The sequence below is a fragment of the Pseudomonas sp. Ant30-3 genome (genome assembly GCF_000690905.1).
GTDB lineage: Bacteria > Pseudomonadota > Gammaproteobacteria > Pseudomonadales > Pseudomonadaceae > Aquipseudomonas.
This window is the reverse complement of the sequence record NZ_JMCL01000141.1, coordinates 1-14,812: the sequence shown is the minus strand read 5'-3', so window position 1 is coordinate 14,812 and position 14,812 is coordinate 1. Positions and strand designations below refer to the sequence as shown.

Sequence of the window (14,812 nt, the reverse complement as noted above, 5' to 3'; positions counted from 1 at the left end):
GGCCTCAGAAGCTGCGTGGCAGTTCGAGCAGGTGCTCGGCGACGTAGGAAAGAATCAGGTTGGTGGAGATCGGTGCCACCTGATAGAGCCGGGTCTCGCGGAACTTGCGTTCGACGTCGTATTCACAGGCGAAACCGAAGCCGCCGTGGGTTTGCAGGCAGGCGTTGGCGGCCTCCCATGAAGCTTTGGCGGCGAGGTATTTGGCCATGTTGGCGCTGGCCCCGGCGTTCTTGCCGTTGTCGTATTCCTCGCAGGCGCGCCAGCGCATCAGGTCGGCGGCTTCGATCTCGATATGCGCTTCGGCAATCGGGAATTGCACGCCCTGGTTCTGCCCGATCGGGCGGCCGAACACCACCCGATCACGGGCGTAGGCACTGGCTTTTTCGATGAACCAGCGCCCGTCACCGATGCACTCGGCGGCGATCAGTGTGCGTTCGGCATTGAGCCCGTCGAGGATGTATTTGAAGCCTTTGCCTTCTTCGCCGATCAGGCTGTCGGCCGGCAGTTCGAGGTTATCGAAGAACAGCTCGTTGGTTTCGTGATTGACCATGTTGGCGATTGGCTGAACGGTCAGCCCTTTGCCGATGGCTTCGCGCAGGTCGACGATGAAAATCGACATGCCTTCGGATTTTTTCTTCACCTCGGCCAGCGGCGTGGTGCGTGCCAGCAGGATCATCAGGTCGGAATGCTGCACCCGCGAGATCCACACTTTCTGGCCGTTGATGATGTACTTGTCGCCCTGTTTGACGGCGGTGGTCTTGATCTTGGTGGTGTCGGTGCCGGTGGAAGGCTCGGTCACCGCCATCGATTGCAGGCGCAATTCGCCGCTGGCGAGTTTGGGCAGGTAGTGACTTTTCTGCGCCTCGCTGCCGTGGCGCAGCAGCGTGAACATGTTGTACATCTGGCCATGCACGGTGCCGGAGTTGCCGCCGCAGGCGTTCACTTCTTCCAGAATCACCGAGGCTTCGGCCAGCCCCAGGCCCGAGCCGCCGTACTCGGCGGGGATCATCGCCGACAACCAGCCGGCATCGGTCAGGGCTTTGACGAACGCTTCCGGGAAACCTTTCTGTTCGTCAATCTGCCGCCAGTACGCTTCATCGAATTCAGCGCAGAGGGCGCGCACGCCGTCGCGGATGGCATTGAGGTCTTCGTCGTCATAAGGGTTCATGGTCAGGCTCTCTGGATCAATCAGCGGCACGCCGCCCGGCAAAGGGCAACGTTCACGGAAAAGGTTTCAGTCGAAAACGACTTCGGCGGTCTGGGCGACACCGGCTGCATTGCCGGCCCACAACTGCGCTGTACCGGCGTCAACGATGCGTCCGCCCACTTGAAACGGGGTGGGCACGTTCAACGGCCGCACGCCGCGATAAGCGAAGTGCCGCACGCGTTTGTCGGGGTTGGCGCGGATGAAAGCGCGCAGGTTGAACGTGGCGATCATCGGCCCGTGCACCACCAGGTTCGGGTAGCCTTCAGTGGCGGTGACGTAGGGATAGTCGTAGTGAATGCGGTGGCCGTTGAAGGTCACGGCGGAGTATCGAAAGAGCAGGGTCGGCGTCGGTGAAATGGTTTCGCTCCAGTCACCCGCTTCCGGCGCCTGGCCGCTGTCGAGTTTCGGTGGGTTGGGCTCGCGGTAAACGATGTCCTGCTCTTCGCGCACGCACAGTTGACCGTTCTGCGAATAGTCATGCCGCACCGTCACGAACAGCAGCGAACCACTGCGGCCGTGCTTTTCTTCAACGCGCAGGAGGGTCGATAAGCGGTGTGCTTCGGCGCCGATGATCAGCGGCTGGATGAACTCAACGCGACCACCGGCCCACATGCGGTTGCGGTTGTCGGCCGGGGGCAGGAAGCCTCCACGCGCCGGGTGGCCATCGCCGCCCAGCTGGGTTTCGAACAGCGGCTCCTGGAAAAAACACCATTGCCACAGCGCCGGCAGCGCCTCGCCATCGGCCGGTGCCGCTTCGCCGAACGTCGCGGCGATGCGCTTGACCAGGTTCCGGCTGAGCACGTCATGGGCTTCTTCCGTGCGGCCGATCCACGCACTGAAATCCGTGGGCGAAGTGGAAACGTTCATATCCGGGCAGCCTCTGCATTTGTTCTTGTGCATCGATCATGCGAGCCCCTCGGCATTCTGAGAATTTGCATTTGCGTATACCGGCGTTCATGTATGCTGAACGCGTCTTGTATTGCCGGACACGACCATGCATTTCGACCTGGCTGACCTGCGTCTTTTCATCCATATCGGTGAGTCGCCGAGCCTGACCCAGGGCGCGCGCCGCGCCTTTCTGTCACCCGCTGCCGCCAGTGCGCGCATCAAAGCCCTCGAAGGTCAGCTCGACACTCGCCTGCTGTACCGCGACAGTCGCGGCGTCGAGCTGACGCCAGCCGGGCATAAATTGCTCAAGCACGCACGGCTGATCATGACGCAGGTGGACTACCTGAAAGCCGAATTCACCCACTTCGGCACCGACTCCTCCGGCCACATCCGCATCTTTGCCAACACCACCGCCGTCACCGAATTTCTGCCGGAAGTGCTCGCCGGTTTCCTCGCCAAGCGCCCCGGCGTGACCGTCGACCTGCAAGAGCGCTTATCACGCGACATCGTCCGTGGCGTGCTCGATGGCAGCACCGACATGGGCATCATTGCCGGGCCGGTCGAAGCCGCCGGCCTGCAAGTCCTTCACTTCAGCACCGATCGCCTGGTGCTGATCGTGCCGGTGGGGCATGAGCTAGCGAAGCAGAAAAAAATCACCTTAAAACAGACCCTGGCGTTTCAGCACATCGGTCTGCATGAAGGCAGCACCCTGTTGAGTTTTTTGCGTGACCACGTCGAACGGATGGGCCAGAACCTGTCGCTGAGAATCCAGGTGTCCAGTTTTGAGGCGATCTGCCGCATGGTGGAGGCGGGCGTCGGCATTGGCGTCATCCCCGAATCCGCAGCCCTGCGTCACAGCCGCACCATGCACCTAGTGACGATCCAGCTCGACGAGCCGTGGGCCGTGCGCGAGCGCAGTATTCTGGTGCGTGAGCTCGATGCGTTGCCGGGGACGGTGAGGGCGTTGATTGCGACGTTGATGCCGCCCGCGCCATTGAGCCTAGAGTAGCCCTGCTACAGGCCGAGCTTTTGTCGCATTTGCGCCTCGCTCAATACGCCACTGGCAGGTCCGCCCGGCAAGCCTTCGTTCGCCCGCGACAACGGCAACAGCACCGGCACGAAACCGGCGTCGCGCACCAGTCGGGCACCCATATCCCGGGCTTGCGCGTCGTCAGCGAACGTCGCAATCGCTTTGCCGGCGCCGGACTGGCTCTTCATCGATGCGGCACCGATGACGTTGAAGGCACGCACCAGATGCACGCCGGGCAGGTAATGCTGATCGGCGAGCGCGACACCCTGATCCAGCGCTTTCTGCCCGACCTCGCCATCGCGGCCGCTGAAGGGATTGCTGGTGCTGAACACGACCTTGCCCTCCAGCTTGCCTTTCAACTGTTCGGACAATACCGGCATCGCACCGTAGGGAACACTCAACACAATCACGTCGCCCCACGCGGCCGCATCGCTCACCGAGCCTGCCCGCGCTTTCGGGCCAGCGGCGTCGACCAGCGTCTGCAATTGCTCAGGGTGACGTGAAGAAAACATCACCTCGTGACCCGCCTTGACCCAAAGCGTGCCCAGTGTGCCGCCGACTTTCCCGGCGCCGATCACGGCGATTTTCAAGGTGTCGGCCATCACTTGCCCCGTGCACGCGATCAGCACGGCAACTATCAAGAAGCGGATTCTGCACATGCGCTTTGACTCCCGGTTGCACACAGGGTGTTCTGCTATTTGAACGCCTGACGCAACTCTTTAATGACTGCAGCGACCGAGGGGCCCTGAATAGCGGGTGGCTCAGGGCTCTCGCCAAATTCGCGCCAGACGAACAGTGTCATCTCCGCGCCGTCGGTCAGCGACTGGGCGTTTTCCTTCGACGCGAACGTGTTCAAAAGCCTGTAGCGCGGATCGTTCCAGAATAGCTCTTCCACCCAGTGATACACCGGAATGAAATGAAAATGGATGGCATGACCTGGATCGTGACCGAAGCGGCTGATGTAGAGCCATTTTGGCTTGAGTCGCGTTTCGAGGGTTTCCTGCACGGTTGCCAGCAGGCCACCCAGTTCAGCCAGCGCTTCGCCGGGAAGGTCGCCCAATGAGTTGACGTGAGCCCTCGACCCCAGCATCAGGTAGCCGGGGAGGGCGGATGACATGTGGTGATTGACGATCCAGTGGGTGGTTTCATGGATGATGAAGTTTGCTGGTATTTCCATGCAGGGGTGCCTTTGATTGAAGGGCTGTCCGGAGAATATGCCATCGCGGGGTGGTTCAGAAGCGTCATAGGTATGGCAGGATCAAATCGAACGTTGATGGTTACGATCCAGCAATCGCGCGGTGGGTTGCAGGTACCGAAGGACGTTGATGTTCCGTCAAAAGCGTGTGCTGCGTGCGGTAAAAAAACGGAGAACGAGGGGATTTCCGAGAAGGTTGTAGGACGTCTCCGAAACGCCTATACCGGGTATCAGTCCGCGGAAAGCTCATCTAAAGTTTGTTCGTTGCCGAGGAATCGGTGATCAATCTTCGTGTGCGAGGCTTATATTTGCGCAGGATAGCGGGAAATATACTTAATTACTGAAAAGGATATCACGTGAATTTGCAGCTTACTTTTAATGGGGCTCAAGCATCCAGCGATCAGTTGATTACCATTTTAAATTCTGCGGGCGCTAATACGTCCGTTAACATAAATACTGCTCAATCACTTCCTACATCTACACTGACAAGAATCATTCAAGCCGCTGGCAGTAAAATTTTGAACCTAGAGTTCAACGGCGCCCAGCTCTCAGGAAATCAGGGTGACCAGCTAAAACAAGCTTTGGTGGCGGCAGGTGCCGCTACAACCGTAAGTATAAACACAGCCCAGGCAGTCCAAACCGCGGTGATTGTTTCTGTGATACAAGCAGCGGGCAGTAAGCAATTGCATGCCCATTTCAATGGTGCCCAGCTTTCCGGCAATCCAGGAGATCAGTTGAAACAGGCGCTCGCTGCAGCGGGGGGCAACAGTAGAGTGAGCGTTAACAGCGCTCAATCTTTGCAATCCTCTAACTTGGTCTCGGTAATCCAAGTTGCTGGTAACAAACAATTTAGCGCCGCTTTTGATGGAAGTAAACTTTCTGGAAATTCTGGCGACCAGATTAAACAAGCGCTCGCAGCAGCCGGGGTGAACACCAACATCAGCGTTGGTGAAGGGCAGGCTCTTCTGACGTCTACGCTTGTCTCGATTGTCCAGGCCGCAGGGAGTAAAAACCTTCACCTGAGCTTCGCAGGATCTAAGCTTTCGGGTAATCCTGGGGATCAACTAAAGCAGGCGCTCGCAGCTGCAGGAGTCAATACGAGCGTTGGGCTTGATTCAGCACAGTCGTTGCAGTTGAACGCCCTGGTATCCATAATTCAAGCTGCGGGAAGCAAACAATTTACGGCTGACTTCAATGGCGCTCAACTTTCTGGCAATGTCGGTGACCAGATCAAGCAAACGGTAGCAGCTGCTGGCGCTAACACAAGCATCAGTGTGAATACCGCACAGACTATTCTTACACCTACGCTGATTTCAATTATCCAGGCAGCTGGAAGCAAGGCATTGGCATTTGATTTCAACGGCGCTCAAGCTTCAGCTGACCAGTTAGCGCAAGCCACAGCAGCGGCTGGCGCTAACGTCACGATAAGTGTTAACACGGCGCAGGTACAAACTACAGCCTCACTAACAGCCCTAGTCAGAGCCGCGGGCTGAGTGGGATCACCCTCGTCAAACTAAGGAAACTGTCGTGAAAAACTACGCAGTCATTATCACTGGCATAAGCCTGCTTTCCATGGGCGGCATGGCAGAAGCCTCGATGCGTTGTCAAAAAGGCATTATTGACGAGGGTGACACCACTGTTGACGTACTTAAGAAATGCGGGCAACCCGCTAACCGTCAGGTCATTGATCCTATCGTAGGTAGCAATGGACAAGTCCTTTATAAGTCGTTGCCGGTGGAAAGGTGGCTCTACGGTCCACGCGCTGGCATGCTCTACTACTTGCGGTTTCTCGACGGCAATTTAGTGGAGATAAGAAGTAAAAGGGAATGAATTGCCACTTTGAAACACACGGGTCAGGGTCACGCTATGCGTTTGATTGCCTATTGACTTGCCCCCGTCGCCCGGCTAATTTCCAGACATGACTACTTCATTGCGCTGCCAGCCAAGCATTATTACCGCCATTCCTTATTTGGCGGGCTAGCTCACGACTGCAGCACCCAACCCGCCCTAGAGGCGGGTTTTGTTTTTCTGTCTCGGGGCTCTGATCAATGTCAGGAGACCTTCATGCTCAGTACGCCCGCCCAACAAGCCTTGCTCGAGTATTACGTTAAAAAAATCCTCGCGGCGCCGGTCTACGAGCTTGCCGTACGCACTCCGCTGCAAACGGCACCGGCATTGTCCCTTGCCTTGGGCAATCAGATCCTGCTCAAGCGCGAGGATCTGCAGCCAACGTTTTCTTTCAAAATCCGGGGCGCTTACAACAAGCTGGTGAATTTCAGTGCTGCGCAGAAGCAACGCGGCGTGATCACCGCTTCAGCCGGCAATCATGCCCAAGGCGTAGCACTGGCGGCACGGGAACTGGGCATCGACGCCACCATTGTCATGCCCGCCAACACGCCGGAGTTGAAGGTGCTGGGCGTACGCAGTCGTGGCGCGGAGGCGCTGTTGCACGGGGACAGTTTTCCCTTTGCCCTGGCCCATGCGCTGAAGCTGGCCGAGCAAACCGGCAAGCACTTTGTTTCGCCCTTCGACGATCAGGATGTCATTGCCGGGCAGGGCACTGTCGCCATGGAAATTCTGCGTCAGCATCAAGGGCCGTTAGACGCAATTTTCGTCCCGGTGGGCGGTGGCGGTTTGATTGCCGGCATTGCCGCGTACGTCAAATATCTGCGGCCAGAGGTGCGCATCATTGGCGTTGAGTCGCAACACTCCGCCTGTTTGTATGCGGCTTGGCAAGCCGATGAGCGAGTAGTCCTGCCAAGCGTGGGCACCTTCGCCGATGGCGTAGCGGTCGCCCAGATCGGTGCTCATGGTTTCGAAGTATGTCGGTTCTGCGTTGATGATGTGATCACGGTCAGTAACGATGAGCTTTGCATCGCACTGAAGAATATCTACGACGACACCCGCTCGATCACCGAGCCGTCCGGCGCCTTGGCGGTGGCTGGGATCAGAAAGTATGTAGCGCAAACGGGTGCTAGTGGGCAGACACTGATCGCCATCAACTCCGGGGCCAATATCAATTTCGATACCTTGCGGCATGTGGCTGAACGCGTTGCATTGAGTGAGGCGTTGGCTTGATGGTACTGCTGAGTGTGAGACCAGATTCAGGGGATGGGATATCTTGCTCACCTCGAGACCGACTTTATCCATGGAGGAAAAATTGCGGATTTACATGACAGGTGCTTCGTGTGCTGGCGTGACCACGTTGGGTCAAAACGTCGCCGCTCTGCTCGGAGTACGACATATCGATGTCGATGACTTCTACTGGATGCCCACGGACCCTCCGTTTACGACCAAGCGACCTGCCATTGAGCGCGTGTCGTTGATCCAGCAAAAATTCGGTGATGAAGATTGGGTGCTGACCGGTTCTTGCATGGGCTGGGGCGATGCGCTGATTACCGGCGTCGATCTGATTGTGTTTGTTGTGACACCGACGCCTGTTCGCCTTGAACGGCTGGCCGCACGAGAGAAAGAGCGTTTTGGAAATCGGATAGCCCCGGGTGGCGACATGCATGGGATACATGTGGCATTTCGGGATTGGGCCTCGCGGTATGACAATCCGAACTTTGCCGGGCGCAACCGAGCGTGGCACGAGGCGTGGCTATCAGAGCAAAACGCTCTGATCTTAAGAGTTGACGGGATGAACGTGGGTGAAAAGATGGTTGCGGATGTTGTTGGGGCGGTGGCGCAGGTATCGCAGTAGTTCGAAATCTGGACGGCTGAGTCGTGGCGCCGTTTTGGTGATGTTCGCTTTAGGTCGTTTTCTGCCGGTCTCGACAGGCAGCTATCGGCCAAATGCAGTCGTTCACAGGTACCTACAGAATTAAAGGCGAGTCAGTGCCGGACAGTGGGGATTCTTCCCCAATCGCGCTCCTTAGTGTTGACAGTCATGCGACTTGCGCTGAATCCTCCAGCTCTGCTTCACGCTTGGCAATAGCCACTTCCAACTCCGGGGAGCGCTTGGCCCATTGCTCGGCGGGCAGTGTTTTGGACCATTCTTTTATTTCCGGGGCGGTCAAGTCAGGCGGCGGAACCAGCTTGCGTTCTTGCAAATAAAAACCCAAGGGAGCACCTAAAAAAACAGTGAAGAAAACATCATTAATGGCAGATTTAAAGTCTCCCTTGGCAGCGGACTTCAATGCGTCAAACAAAATGCTAACGGTCCAGCTGATCAAGCCCTTGTTGCTGTTCTCTCCCTCGAAGTTGCACTTCGGAACGGCTTCAGGCCCAACCTCCATGTAGCTGCGCATGCACTCCCAGAGACACATGGCCGTTTCGCCGCCGCCGCAACTGAATCCCAAGCTGAAGTCTCGTTCCTTCTCCGGTGCATCTGGGTCGGGATTGCGAAAGCCTACGACCAATAGGCCTTGAGTAGTTTTACCGTGTTGACCGACGGAGTGCATTGCTACCGCTTGAGCAGTAACCTGCTCCCAAGGGACGATCCAGTAACGGCCGTCATTGAATGGCACGCAGACCTCGCGGCGCTGGCGGTTGAAGCGTACAGGTAGCGGCACGGGCTTAGTCAGCCCATGTAAAAGGATCAATATCGGAATACCAACTAGCACCAACGACAATAGGGCTGTTCCCACCAGCCTCTCGCCATTTCGCTCTATGTAGATCATGAGTAAACAGAGCATTACCACCGGCCACAGCACCATGACAGCAGAGCCAATGCTGTAGGAGCCAATATCAAGATATACCTCGTTCTTGCGCCAGATAGTATTGAGTACATCCTTGGGTGTTTGTCCGGTTGGAACGGCAAGTGGTGCTAGGTAGTCCTCCCGCGAGAGCTCACCCCTGCGGCTGTTGGGTGAAGGTGAAGTCATACCTTTTCCTTGGGTGTCAAATAGCTTGAGTTCTGCTGAGGGCCTAATCGATGAACGATGGCCCGATCCAATTCAGGAGTCGGTTCGCCGGAACGTAAAGTGATGATTTCGCCGTCAGGGCTCAGCAGGCCGCCATTTGGCGATAGTGTATAGGCTACGCCTTTGGCGCCGCCGATGGTAGCACCGACACCCGCGAGCAGCGCCACCGGACTGAGGTAACTCAGGCGTAAGGATAGTCGTGTGAGAGGTTGTGGGAAGCTTCCGCTCAGGCGCAGCCCTTGACCCGCATCTACCGGAATCCAGTTGCATTCGGTGGCATTCAGCCAAGTGGCTCCGAGGTCTGTCGGTGTTCCCCGGGTGCCAGTACCAAAACCGGCGGAAACAGGGGTTAGGTTGCCACTCATGGCCAAGTCGATTTGTGCTGCGCCGGGGGCCGCACCGGGTAGATCAATTGTCAGTTGGCAGATTCCATCCTGTGTAATCGTGTCTCCCAATGAACCACCGATACGCACTTCGCGCGTCTCCATAGCTAGACGGGGCTGGTAGAGCAGAACCATCAGCTCGTTGATTTCATCTTGTTGGGCCTGAGGTGCGATGCCTTTGTTAGTTTTGGCCCGGCGATGGGACCAGCAGCAGTTGGCGAGGTAGCTTTGCAATGGGTTCGCTTGGCGGAACCAAGCGAACAGGTAAAGCCCCCCGAGCGCCAGCAGCAACAGATTCAAGGGGCCCATGCCCAAGCGGAAGCGGCGTATTGCTATTGGAGTGCTGATTGTATTGGCTAGACGCAGGCTGGTAAGGCTAAGGCCTAGTAGTCCCTGCGCGAAGTACACTGCAACTTGGCCGGTCACGGCCACTTGCTTGAGTCTGAGCCAAGGATCGACATTCTCTTGAGCACTTTCGATCTGACTGTTCAATGAGTTCCATTCGTTGTACGCGGCAAACCCTGACAAGCCTCCCACAATCGCCCCGAATAGAGTTAGCGTCGGTGCAGTAAAGGAGAGCTGGCCTTTAGCTAAGCTAACCTCATTCATCCCCTTCCCTAAAATCATCCAATTCTGAATCACTGCCCCCAACGCTGCCCCTGCGTACAAATACGCTGACATGCTATCCGCATGCCGTTGCGCATCGCTGCCTTCCAGGGCAGCTGCCTGCCCGGCATAAGTGCCGGCGTTGAGAATGTTGACCACCAACGCCGCCAGCGGCAGCAGGCCACCCGAGGCCTTGATCGAGGGTGCGTTGACGATGCCGTTGACGCGACCGAGGCTGATGGCCTGAGCGGTGCTTCGGGTCCATTGGCTGAGGGCTTCAACGTTCTGGCCGACCAAGCGCCAGACTTTGATACCGTTCTCTACGCCCTGCACAAGGCGGGTGTTATCGCCGAGGCGGATGACTAGGAATAATCCCATTGCCATCGCCGTGCCTTTGCTTGCATGAATCAAAGACGCGCCCAGGCGGGTCATGGTCGCCGTCCAGGCACCTTCCAGATTGCTCGCTAACCGCTCGATATTGCGCAGGGTGTCCGCGTCCAGAATCTTGAGTGCGGCTGCGCGGGAGTCGGCAAGGTTTTCCAGACTGAGCGCCGTGACCAGTTCGTTGAGGCGCGAGGTATTGTTTACCGCCGCTTCCATGCTCGGACTCCACGCCTGGAACACCAGACGCAGCAAACCGGGATCCTCGCTATTCGCATAGTCGGCAAACTGTTTCGCGCCTTCGTTACGGCTGCACTGAGCGCTGAGGCAAGCGATCGTCAGGCTTTCCAGCCACTTGAGGTGTTCTTCGCTGCTCTGGTCGACAAACCACGTGCCGCTGTCGTTGCGTGGCAGGTAGGTTTTGCGATCGGCGTACAGCAATTGATGGCGTTCTTCGACCTGTTTGAAGTGCTGCGGCGCCTCCTGATCCAGCCAATGGTCCATGCTCGCCAAGTCGATGTATTCACCAACTTTGGTTCCGCCGCCACCTTCCAGATTGCTGGTTTTTTCCTGGCGATAATCTCGCACGACTTGTTGCGCTTCCTGATGCAGCTCGCTCGGGATGAAGCTGCGTACCTTGTTCAGTACGGCCTCTTCACGGGATCGAACCTGAGCCAACAGGCCATCCGCTTGGGCATGCCCATACTGTCGGCCGCGTTGTTGGTTGATGCGTGTTTCTTCCAGCATCAGGGTGTTCAGCTGCTTCTGACTGTCGATCAGGGTGTCGCCCTGTTCCGGTGTCAGTTGCAGGTTGTGTTCGCGATACCGGTAGTTGAGCAGGTTGGCAACTTCGCCACCGTCTTCGGTGACCATGTTGCGGATAAAGCTGCCGATGGTCTGGCGCAAGCTATTGTCGGCTACCCACTCTTCGTGTTCTGCCTCGACCTTGTTCTGTTCGTGGTCGATATCCCGCAATACCCCCAGATCATCATCCAGCGCAGCAAACACAGCATACAGCGGAGCTGACTCGCTCTTGGCTTTGTCCAGCCAGGCTTGCGTAGGTTCCAGTTCCCATGGGCTGGCGCTCCAATTCCCAGGCTCGACCACGGGCTCGCCCGGTGGTTGCGTGCCGGCCGCCTGTTCGCGTTCGCGCAGATATTCCGAGCTGGCGGAATAGGCTTTGATGTTGTCTTGAGTAGGCGTGGCTTGCGCTGTTTTGCGTTGTTCTTTCACGCCTTCGCGGTCAGTCGCGCCGTTCTTCTGATGTTCATGCGCGAGGGTTTTTTCGCGCACTTTCGGCATGAGTTCGGCCACCATTGTCGGGGCTTTTTCGAGCGGTGGGCAGTGTTTGGCCGACAGGCGTTTGGCGACGTCAGTGAGGGAGATCTGACGCATACGCTTGCGTCGTTCACCGTTCTTTTTCAGGCGCTCGCAGGCGTCTTTGCCCAATGGTACTTCGCTGTAGAGCATCCACGCGTCGGTGCTTTTGTTCAACGCGATCCCGGCGTTGTCACCGGTCGTCAGAGTAGAGTGGGGTTGCGTCAGCGATTGTTCAACCAGCAAACCATCAGACGCGACGGCGTAGCGTTTGAGTGGTCCTTCGGCATGCCATAGATAGACGTAACCCGCGCGCAAGCGGCGCAAGGCCATCGGGTGGCTTTTGGTCGGGCTGGAAGGCGCGAAATCTGCGTGTTCGGCGGCCTGTTCGGCCATTGCGTAGCGGCTGGGAATCACGAAGATTTCGGGTTGGCGCGCAGGGCAGGTGGTAGTCGGGCTGGACAACTCTTCGTCGCCGAACTGGCATTGAGCAGCATGATCGGCAGCGGCGAGGTTGCGGTTTTTATCGAGCGGTGCGGTGGTCATGCTATGGACTCCTTGTCAGTCAGCAGCCAATGACGATGCAGTTCTACCAACAAGACGTCCAGGCGTTGTGTGGCGTTGAGCGTTGGTTGTTGCAGTATTTCGCGGTAGGTCTGATGGTCGGGCGCTTGCGGAAACGCCGTGCCGTGCTCGGCAACAAGAGCAGACCAGCGCGCCACTTCTTTTGGCGCAGAGTATCCGTGTCTGGCGGCGCCTTCACGGCAGAGCACCGCCCATTGCTGCTGTTCGACGGCCGAACGCTGAGCCAGGCACTCGGGAAAGTAAGTGCGAACGTGCTCCAGCAGCTGTTGATCAAACATTTCCAGCTTGCCTTGATTGAGTTGTTGCAGCTGCTGATCATCCAGATACAACCATGGCCGTTCGGCATATTGCTCGGCGTTTTGCTGGCGTTGATCGCGCACGATCCACTGTTCTCCTTGACCATCGCGCCCGGGCAGACGCACTCGGCTGACCGGGCCCATCATGCGATCTTTTTCGCCCTGGATCAGAGTCGGCAGCCAATGGCGCATGACGCGCGGATCGTAGTAGCGAAACAGCAACGTCACCTCGCCAGTTACTCGAGCGTGAATCAGGCTGCGCAGGTGTTCAGCCAGTTGCGGCAAGGGCGCGTCGCTTTCAATCAGCAGGCCGGCATCGTGTTGCCAATGCTCCGTAAAGGCTTGTTCAAGGGCGCCATTGTTGCGCAGGAGAACCAGCGCTGGACCGACATCAAACACCTCTTTGTAGGGCGTGGCGTGATAGAGCCATTCGATAGTTGGATTGTCGTCCAGGCTGTACAAACGGGCCGGCAGGTTTTCGATCTTTGCTCCATCCAGAAGTAGATAACGCGTGGCACCGGGGATCATTTCATCGCCTTCAGTTGTTGGCATATCTCGCAGACTGGCTGAGCGGTTGTGGCTGCTCGTTGCAGGGTTTCACGCAAGGCGGGCACCAGCAACTGCCCAGCCTTATCCGCATCCGCCTGCTTCAACGGCCCCGGCAACAACGGTGCCGCGCCCGTGCCACTGCCCGGACTACCACCGGAGTTCATGTTGATAACCGGCCCACTCAGGATCACGCCACCGGCATCGATCTTGATAAAACTACCGCCGCCCTTGAGTGTCAGTTCGCTGCCGGCTTCGAGCACCACCTTCAAACCGCTGCTCAGGTGAATCTCCTGGCCGGCTTCGATGAACTGGCCGGTGCCGATTTTCACATGCTGGTTAACACCGACGCTGAGATGATCGCTAGCCTTGGCTTCAACCTTGCGATCGGCATACACCGTGTGGTGTTCTTCGGCCTTGAACTCCGTGTAGCTGTTCTTCTCGACCGTGTCATGGCGCTCATTGCCAACCCGAATCTTCTGGTCGTGCTCGACGTTTTCGTCCCAGTCACGCTGAGCGTGCAGGAAGATTTGTTCCTGGCCTTTTTTGTCCTCGATGCGCAGTTCGTTAAAACCAGCGCCACCCGGGGAGCTGAGGGTTTTGAAGGTGGTGCGCGTCTTGTTAGCCGGCAGAGGGTAGGGGACGACGTTTTCCTTGTGGAACAGGCAACCGCTGACCAGAGGTTGATCGGGGTCGCCTTCAAGGAAAGTGACGAGCACTTCCATGCCAATGCGCGGGATGGCGATGCCGCCGTATTGGGCGCCGGCCCAGGCGCTGGAGACGCGTAACCAGCAACTGGTTTTGTCGTCGGCCTGGCCTTCGCGGTCCCAGTGGAACTGGACTTTGACGCGGCCGTATTGGTCGCAGTGGATTTCTTCGCCTTTGGGGCCGGTGACGACGGCGCTCTGGCTGCCAAGGATCCGCGGTTTTTTCCGGGTCAGCGGCGGACGATGGGGCACGTCCCACGGCGTCGCCTGGAAGCGGTTGCGGTAACCCTGATGGAAGTCGTCTTTGAGCGTCGTCGTGTCACTGGTCACCGACTCTTCCAGCACTTGCGGCTGTTTGCCTTCGTGGAGGATTTCGGTCAGGAGCCACAAATCGTTCCACTTGGCTTTCGGATGCTGGGTCAGGGCGAGGAAGTGGCCGCTGACCAGTATCGGCTGATCACTTCTGCCTTCGGCCAGTTGGAAATCGCTGCGGTGACGCTCAAGGGCGCGTTTCGCCAGGTGCTTGCCGCGTTCGCGGTCGATGAAACGGCCCGGGTAGTCGTAGTCTTCGAGGTCTGGCACGGCATCGCCGCGCTTTTCGCTTTCGAGGGTGATGCGCGGTTTTTCGAAGTCGTAATCGCGACGCGTCGTGCGGCTGGTACGGGTTTCCAGACGCAGGTCGAAGCGCTTGACCACCGGGTCGTTGGCGACCATGCCGGAGTCTTGCTGATAGGCCACCGGGGCCAGTTTGGGGAACACCGTCTGGTCATCGCCGAACACCAGTTTGTGGCCAGTGGTGGTGTGCT

The 14,812-nt window shown here is 57.8% G+C and carries 13 protein-coding genes; 5 read left to right on the top strand and 8 right to left on the bottom strand.

The annotated features are described in order from the left end of the window. Positions 1-4: 4 nt before the first annotated feature. Positions 5-1,168: an acyl-CoA dehydrogenase family protein gene (locus tag DU29_RS0126510; RefSeq protein WP_028624417.1), complete on the bottom strand. Its 1,164-nt coding sequence runs from the start codon at positions 1,166-1,168 to the stop codon at positions 5-7. Between the two features lie 66 nt (positions 1,169-1,234). Next, complete coding sequence (locus DU29_RS0126505; RefSeq protein WP_028624416.1) at positions 1,235-2,074, bottom strand: FAS1-like dehydratase domain-containing protein; 840 nt, start codon at positions 2,072-2,074, stop codon at positions 1,235-1,237. Positions 2,075-2,201: 127 nt separating this feature from the next. On the opposite strand from DU29_RS0126505, the gene DU29_RS0126500 reads away from it, so the two are divergent. Next, positions 2,202-3,104: a LysR family transcriptional regulator gene (locus tag DU29_RS0126500; RefSeq protein ID WP_028624415.1), complete on the top strand. Its 903-nt coding sequence runs from the start codon at positions 2,202-2,204 to the stop codon at positions 3,102-3,104. Positions 3,105-3,109: 5 nt separating this feature from the next. Here the strand turns inward: DU29_RS0126500 and DU29_RS0126495 are convergent, their stop codons facing one another. Both DU29_RS0126495 and DU29_RS0126490 read right to left on the bottom strand, forming a co-directional pair. Beyond that, positions 3,110-3,784 carry an NADPH-dependent F420 reductase gene (locus DU29_RS0126495; RefSeq protein ID WP_028624414.1) on the bottom strand — a complete coding sequence of 225 codons (675 nt, stop codon included), beginning with the start codon at positions 3,782-3,784 and terminating at the stop codon, positions 3,110-3,112. 35 nt (positions 3,785-3,819) lie between these two features. Beyond that, the gene (locus DU29_RS0126490; protein ID WP_028624413.1) at positions 3,820-4,302 is read right to left on the bottom strand and encodes an HIT family protein; all 483 of its coding nucleotides are present in this window, start codon (positions 4,300-4,302) and stop codon (positions 3,820-3,822) included. Positions 4,303-4,676: 374 nt separating this feature from the next. On the opposite strand from DU29_RS0126490, the gene DU29_RS0126485 reads away from it, so the two are divergent. From DU29_RS0126485 to DU29_RS0126470, 4 genes are all read left to right on the top strand, one after another. Further along, positions 4,677-5,813, top strand: coding sequence for a hypothetical protein (locus DU29_RS0126485; protein WP_028624412.1), 1,137 nt, complete (start codon positions 4,677-4,679; stop codon positions 5,811-5,813). A gap of 34 nt (positions 5,814-5,847) precedes the next feature. Continuing rightward, positions 5,848-6,150, top strand: coding sequence for a DUF2845 domain-containing protein (locus tag DU29_RS0126480; protein WP_028624411.1), 303 nt, complete (start codon positions 5,848-5,850; stop codon positions 6,148-6,150). Between the two features lie 234 nt (positions 6,151-6,384). After that, the gene (ilvA, locus tag DU29_RS01000000130535; protein ID WP_081832546.1) at positions 6,385-7,398 is read left to right on the top strand and encodes a threonine ammonia-lyase, biosynthetic; all 1,014 of its coding nucleotides are present in this window, start codon (positions 6,385-6,387) and stop codon (positions 7,396-7,398) included. A gap of 82 nt (positions 7,399-7,480) precedes the next feature. Then, the gene (locus tag DU29_RS0126470) at positions 7,481-8,023 is read left to right on the top strand and encodes an adenylate kinase (protein ID WP_028624410.1); all 543 of its coding nucleotides are present in this window, start codon (positions 7,481-7,483) and stop codon (positions 8,021-8,023) included. Between the two features lie 184 nt (positions 8,024-8,207). Here DU29_RS0126470 and DU29_RS0126465 read toward each other — a convergent pair whose 3' ends face one another. The 4 genes from DU29_RS0126465 to tssI all read right to left on the bottom strand — a co-directional run. Next, on the bottom strand, positions 8,208-9,146 hold the full coding sequence (locus DU29_RS0126465; protein WP_028624409.1) for a DUF6708 domain-containing protein: 939 nt from the start codon (positions 9,144-9,146) through the stop codon (positions 8,208-8,210). Then, positions 9,143-12,418 (bottom strand): toxin VasX, encoded by a 3,276-nt coding sequence (locus DU29_RS01000000130530; protein WP_050483190.1) that lies wholly within the window; start codon positions 12,416-12,418, stop codon positions 9,143-9,145. The genes DU29_RS0126465 and DU29_RS01000000130530 overlap by 4 nt, the downstream gene beginning before the upstream one ends. Beyond that, positions 12,415-13,281: a DUF4123 domain-containing protein gene (locus DU29_RS0126450; RefSeq protein ID WP_028624408.1), complete on the bottom strand. Its 867-nt coding sequence runs from the start codon at positions 13,279-13,281 to the stop codon at positions 12,415-12,417. The genes DU29_RS01000000130530 and DU29_RS0126450 overlap by 4 nt, the downstream gene beginning before the upstream one ends. Next, positions 13,278-14,812 (bottom strand): type VI secretion system tip protein TssI/VgrG (gene tssI / locus DU29_RS0126445; RefSeq protein WP_028624407.1); only part of this gene is annotated, 1,535 nt, incomplete at its 5' end. The genes tssI and DU29_RS0126450, both read right to left, overlap by 4 nt.

What these genes read in the sequence shown, in the direction of transcription:
- ilvA (WP_081832546.1), top strand. Translation starts at nt 6,385, where the DNA reads ATGCTCAGTACGCCCGCCCAACAAGCCTTGCTCGAGTATTACGTTAAA.
- DU29_RS01000000130530 (WP_050483190.1), bottom strand. Translation starts at nt 12,418, where the DNA reads ATGACCACCGCACCGCTCGATAAAAACCGCAACCTCGCCGCTGCCGAT.
- DU29_RS0126450 (WP_028624408.1), bottom strand. Translation starts at nt 13,281, where the DNA reads ATGATCCCCGGTGCCACGCGTTATCTACTTCTGGATGGAGCAAAGATC.
- DU29_RS0126505 (WP_028624416.1), bottom strand. Translation starts at nt 2,074, where the DNA reads ATGAACGTTTCCACTTCGCCCACGGATTTCAGTGCGTGGATCGGCCGC.
- DU29_RS0126500 (WP_028624415.1), top strand. Translation starts at nt 2,202, where the DNA reads ATGCATTTCGACCTGGCTGACCTGCGTCTTTTCATCCATATCGGTGAG.
- DU29_RS0126490 (WP_028624413.1), bottom strand. Translation starts at nt 4,302, where the DNA reads ATGGAAATACCAGCAAACTTCATCATCCATGAAACCACCCACTGGATC.
- DU29_RS0126465 (WP_028624409.1), bottom strand. Translation starts at nt 9,146, where the DNA reads ATGACTTCACCTTCACCCAACAGCCGCAGGGGTGAGCTCTCGCGGGAG.
- DU29_RS0126510 (WP_028624417.1), bottom strand. Translation starts at nt 1,168, where the DNA reads ATGAACCCTTATGACGACGAAGACCTCAATGCCATCCGCGACGGCGTG.
- DU29_RS0126495 (WP_028624414.1), bottom strand. Translation starts at nt 3,784, where the DNA reads ATGTGCAGAATCCGCTTCTTGATAGTTGCCGTGCTGATCGCGTGCACG.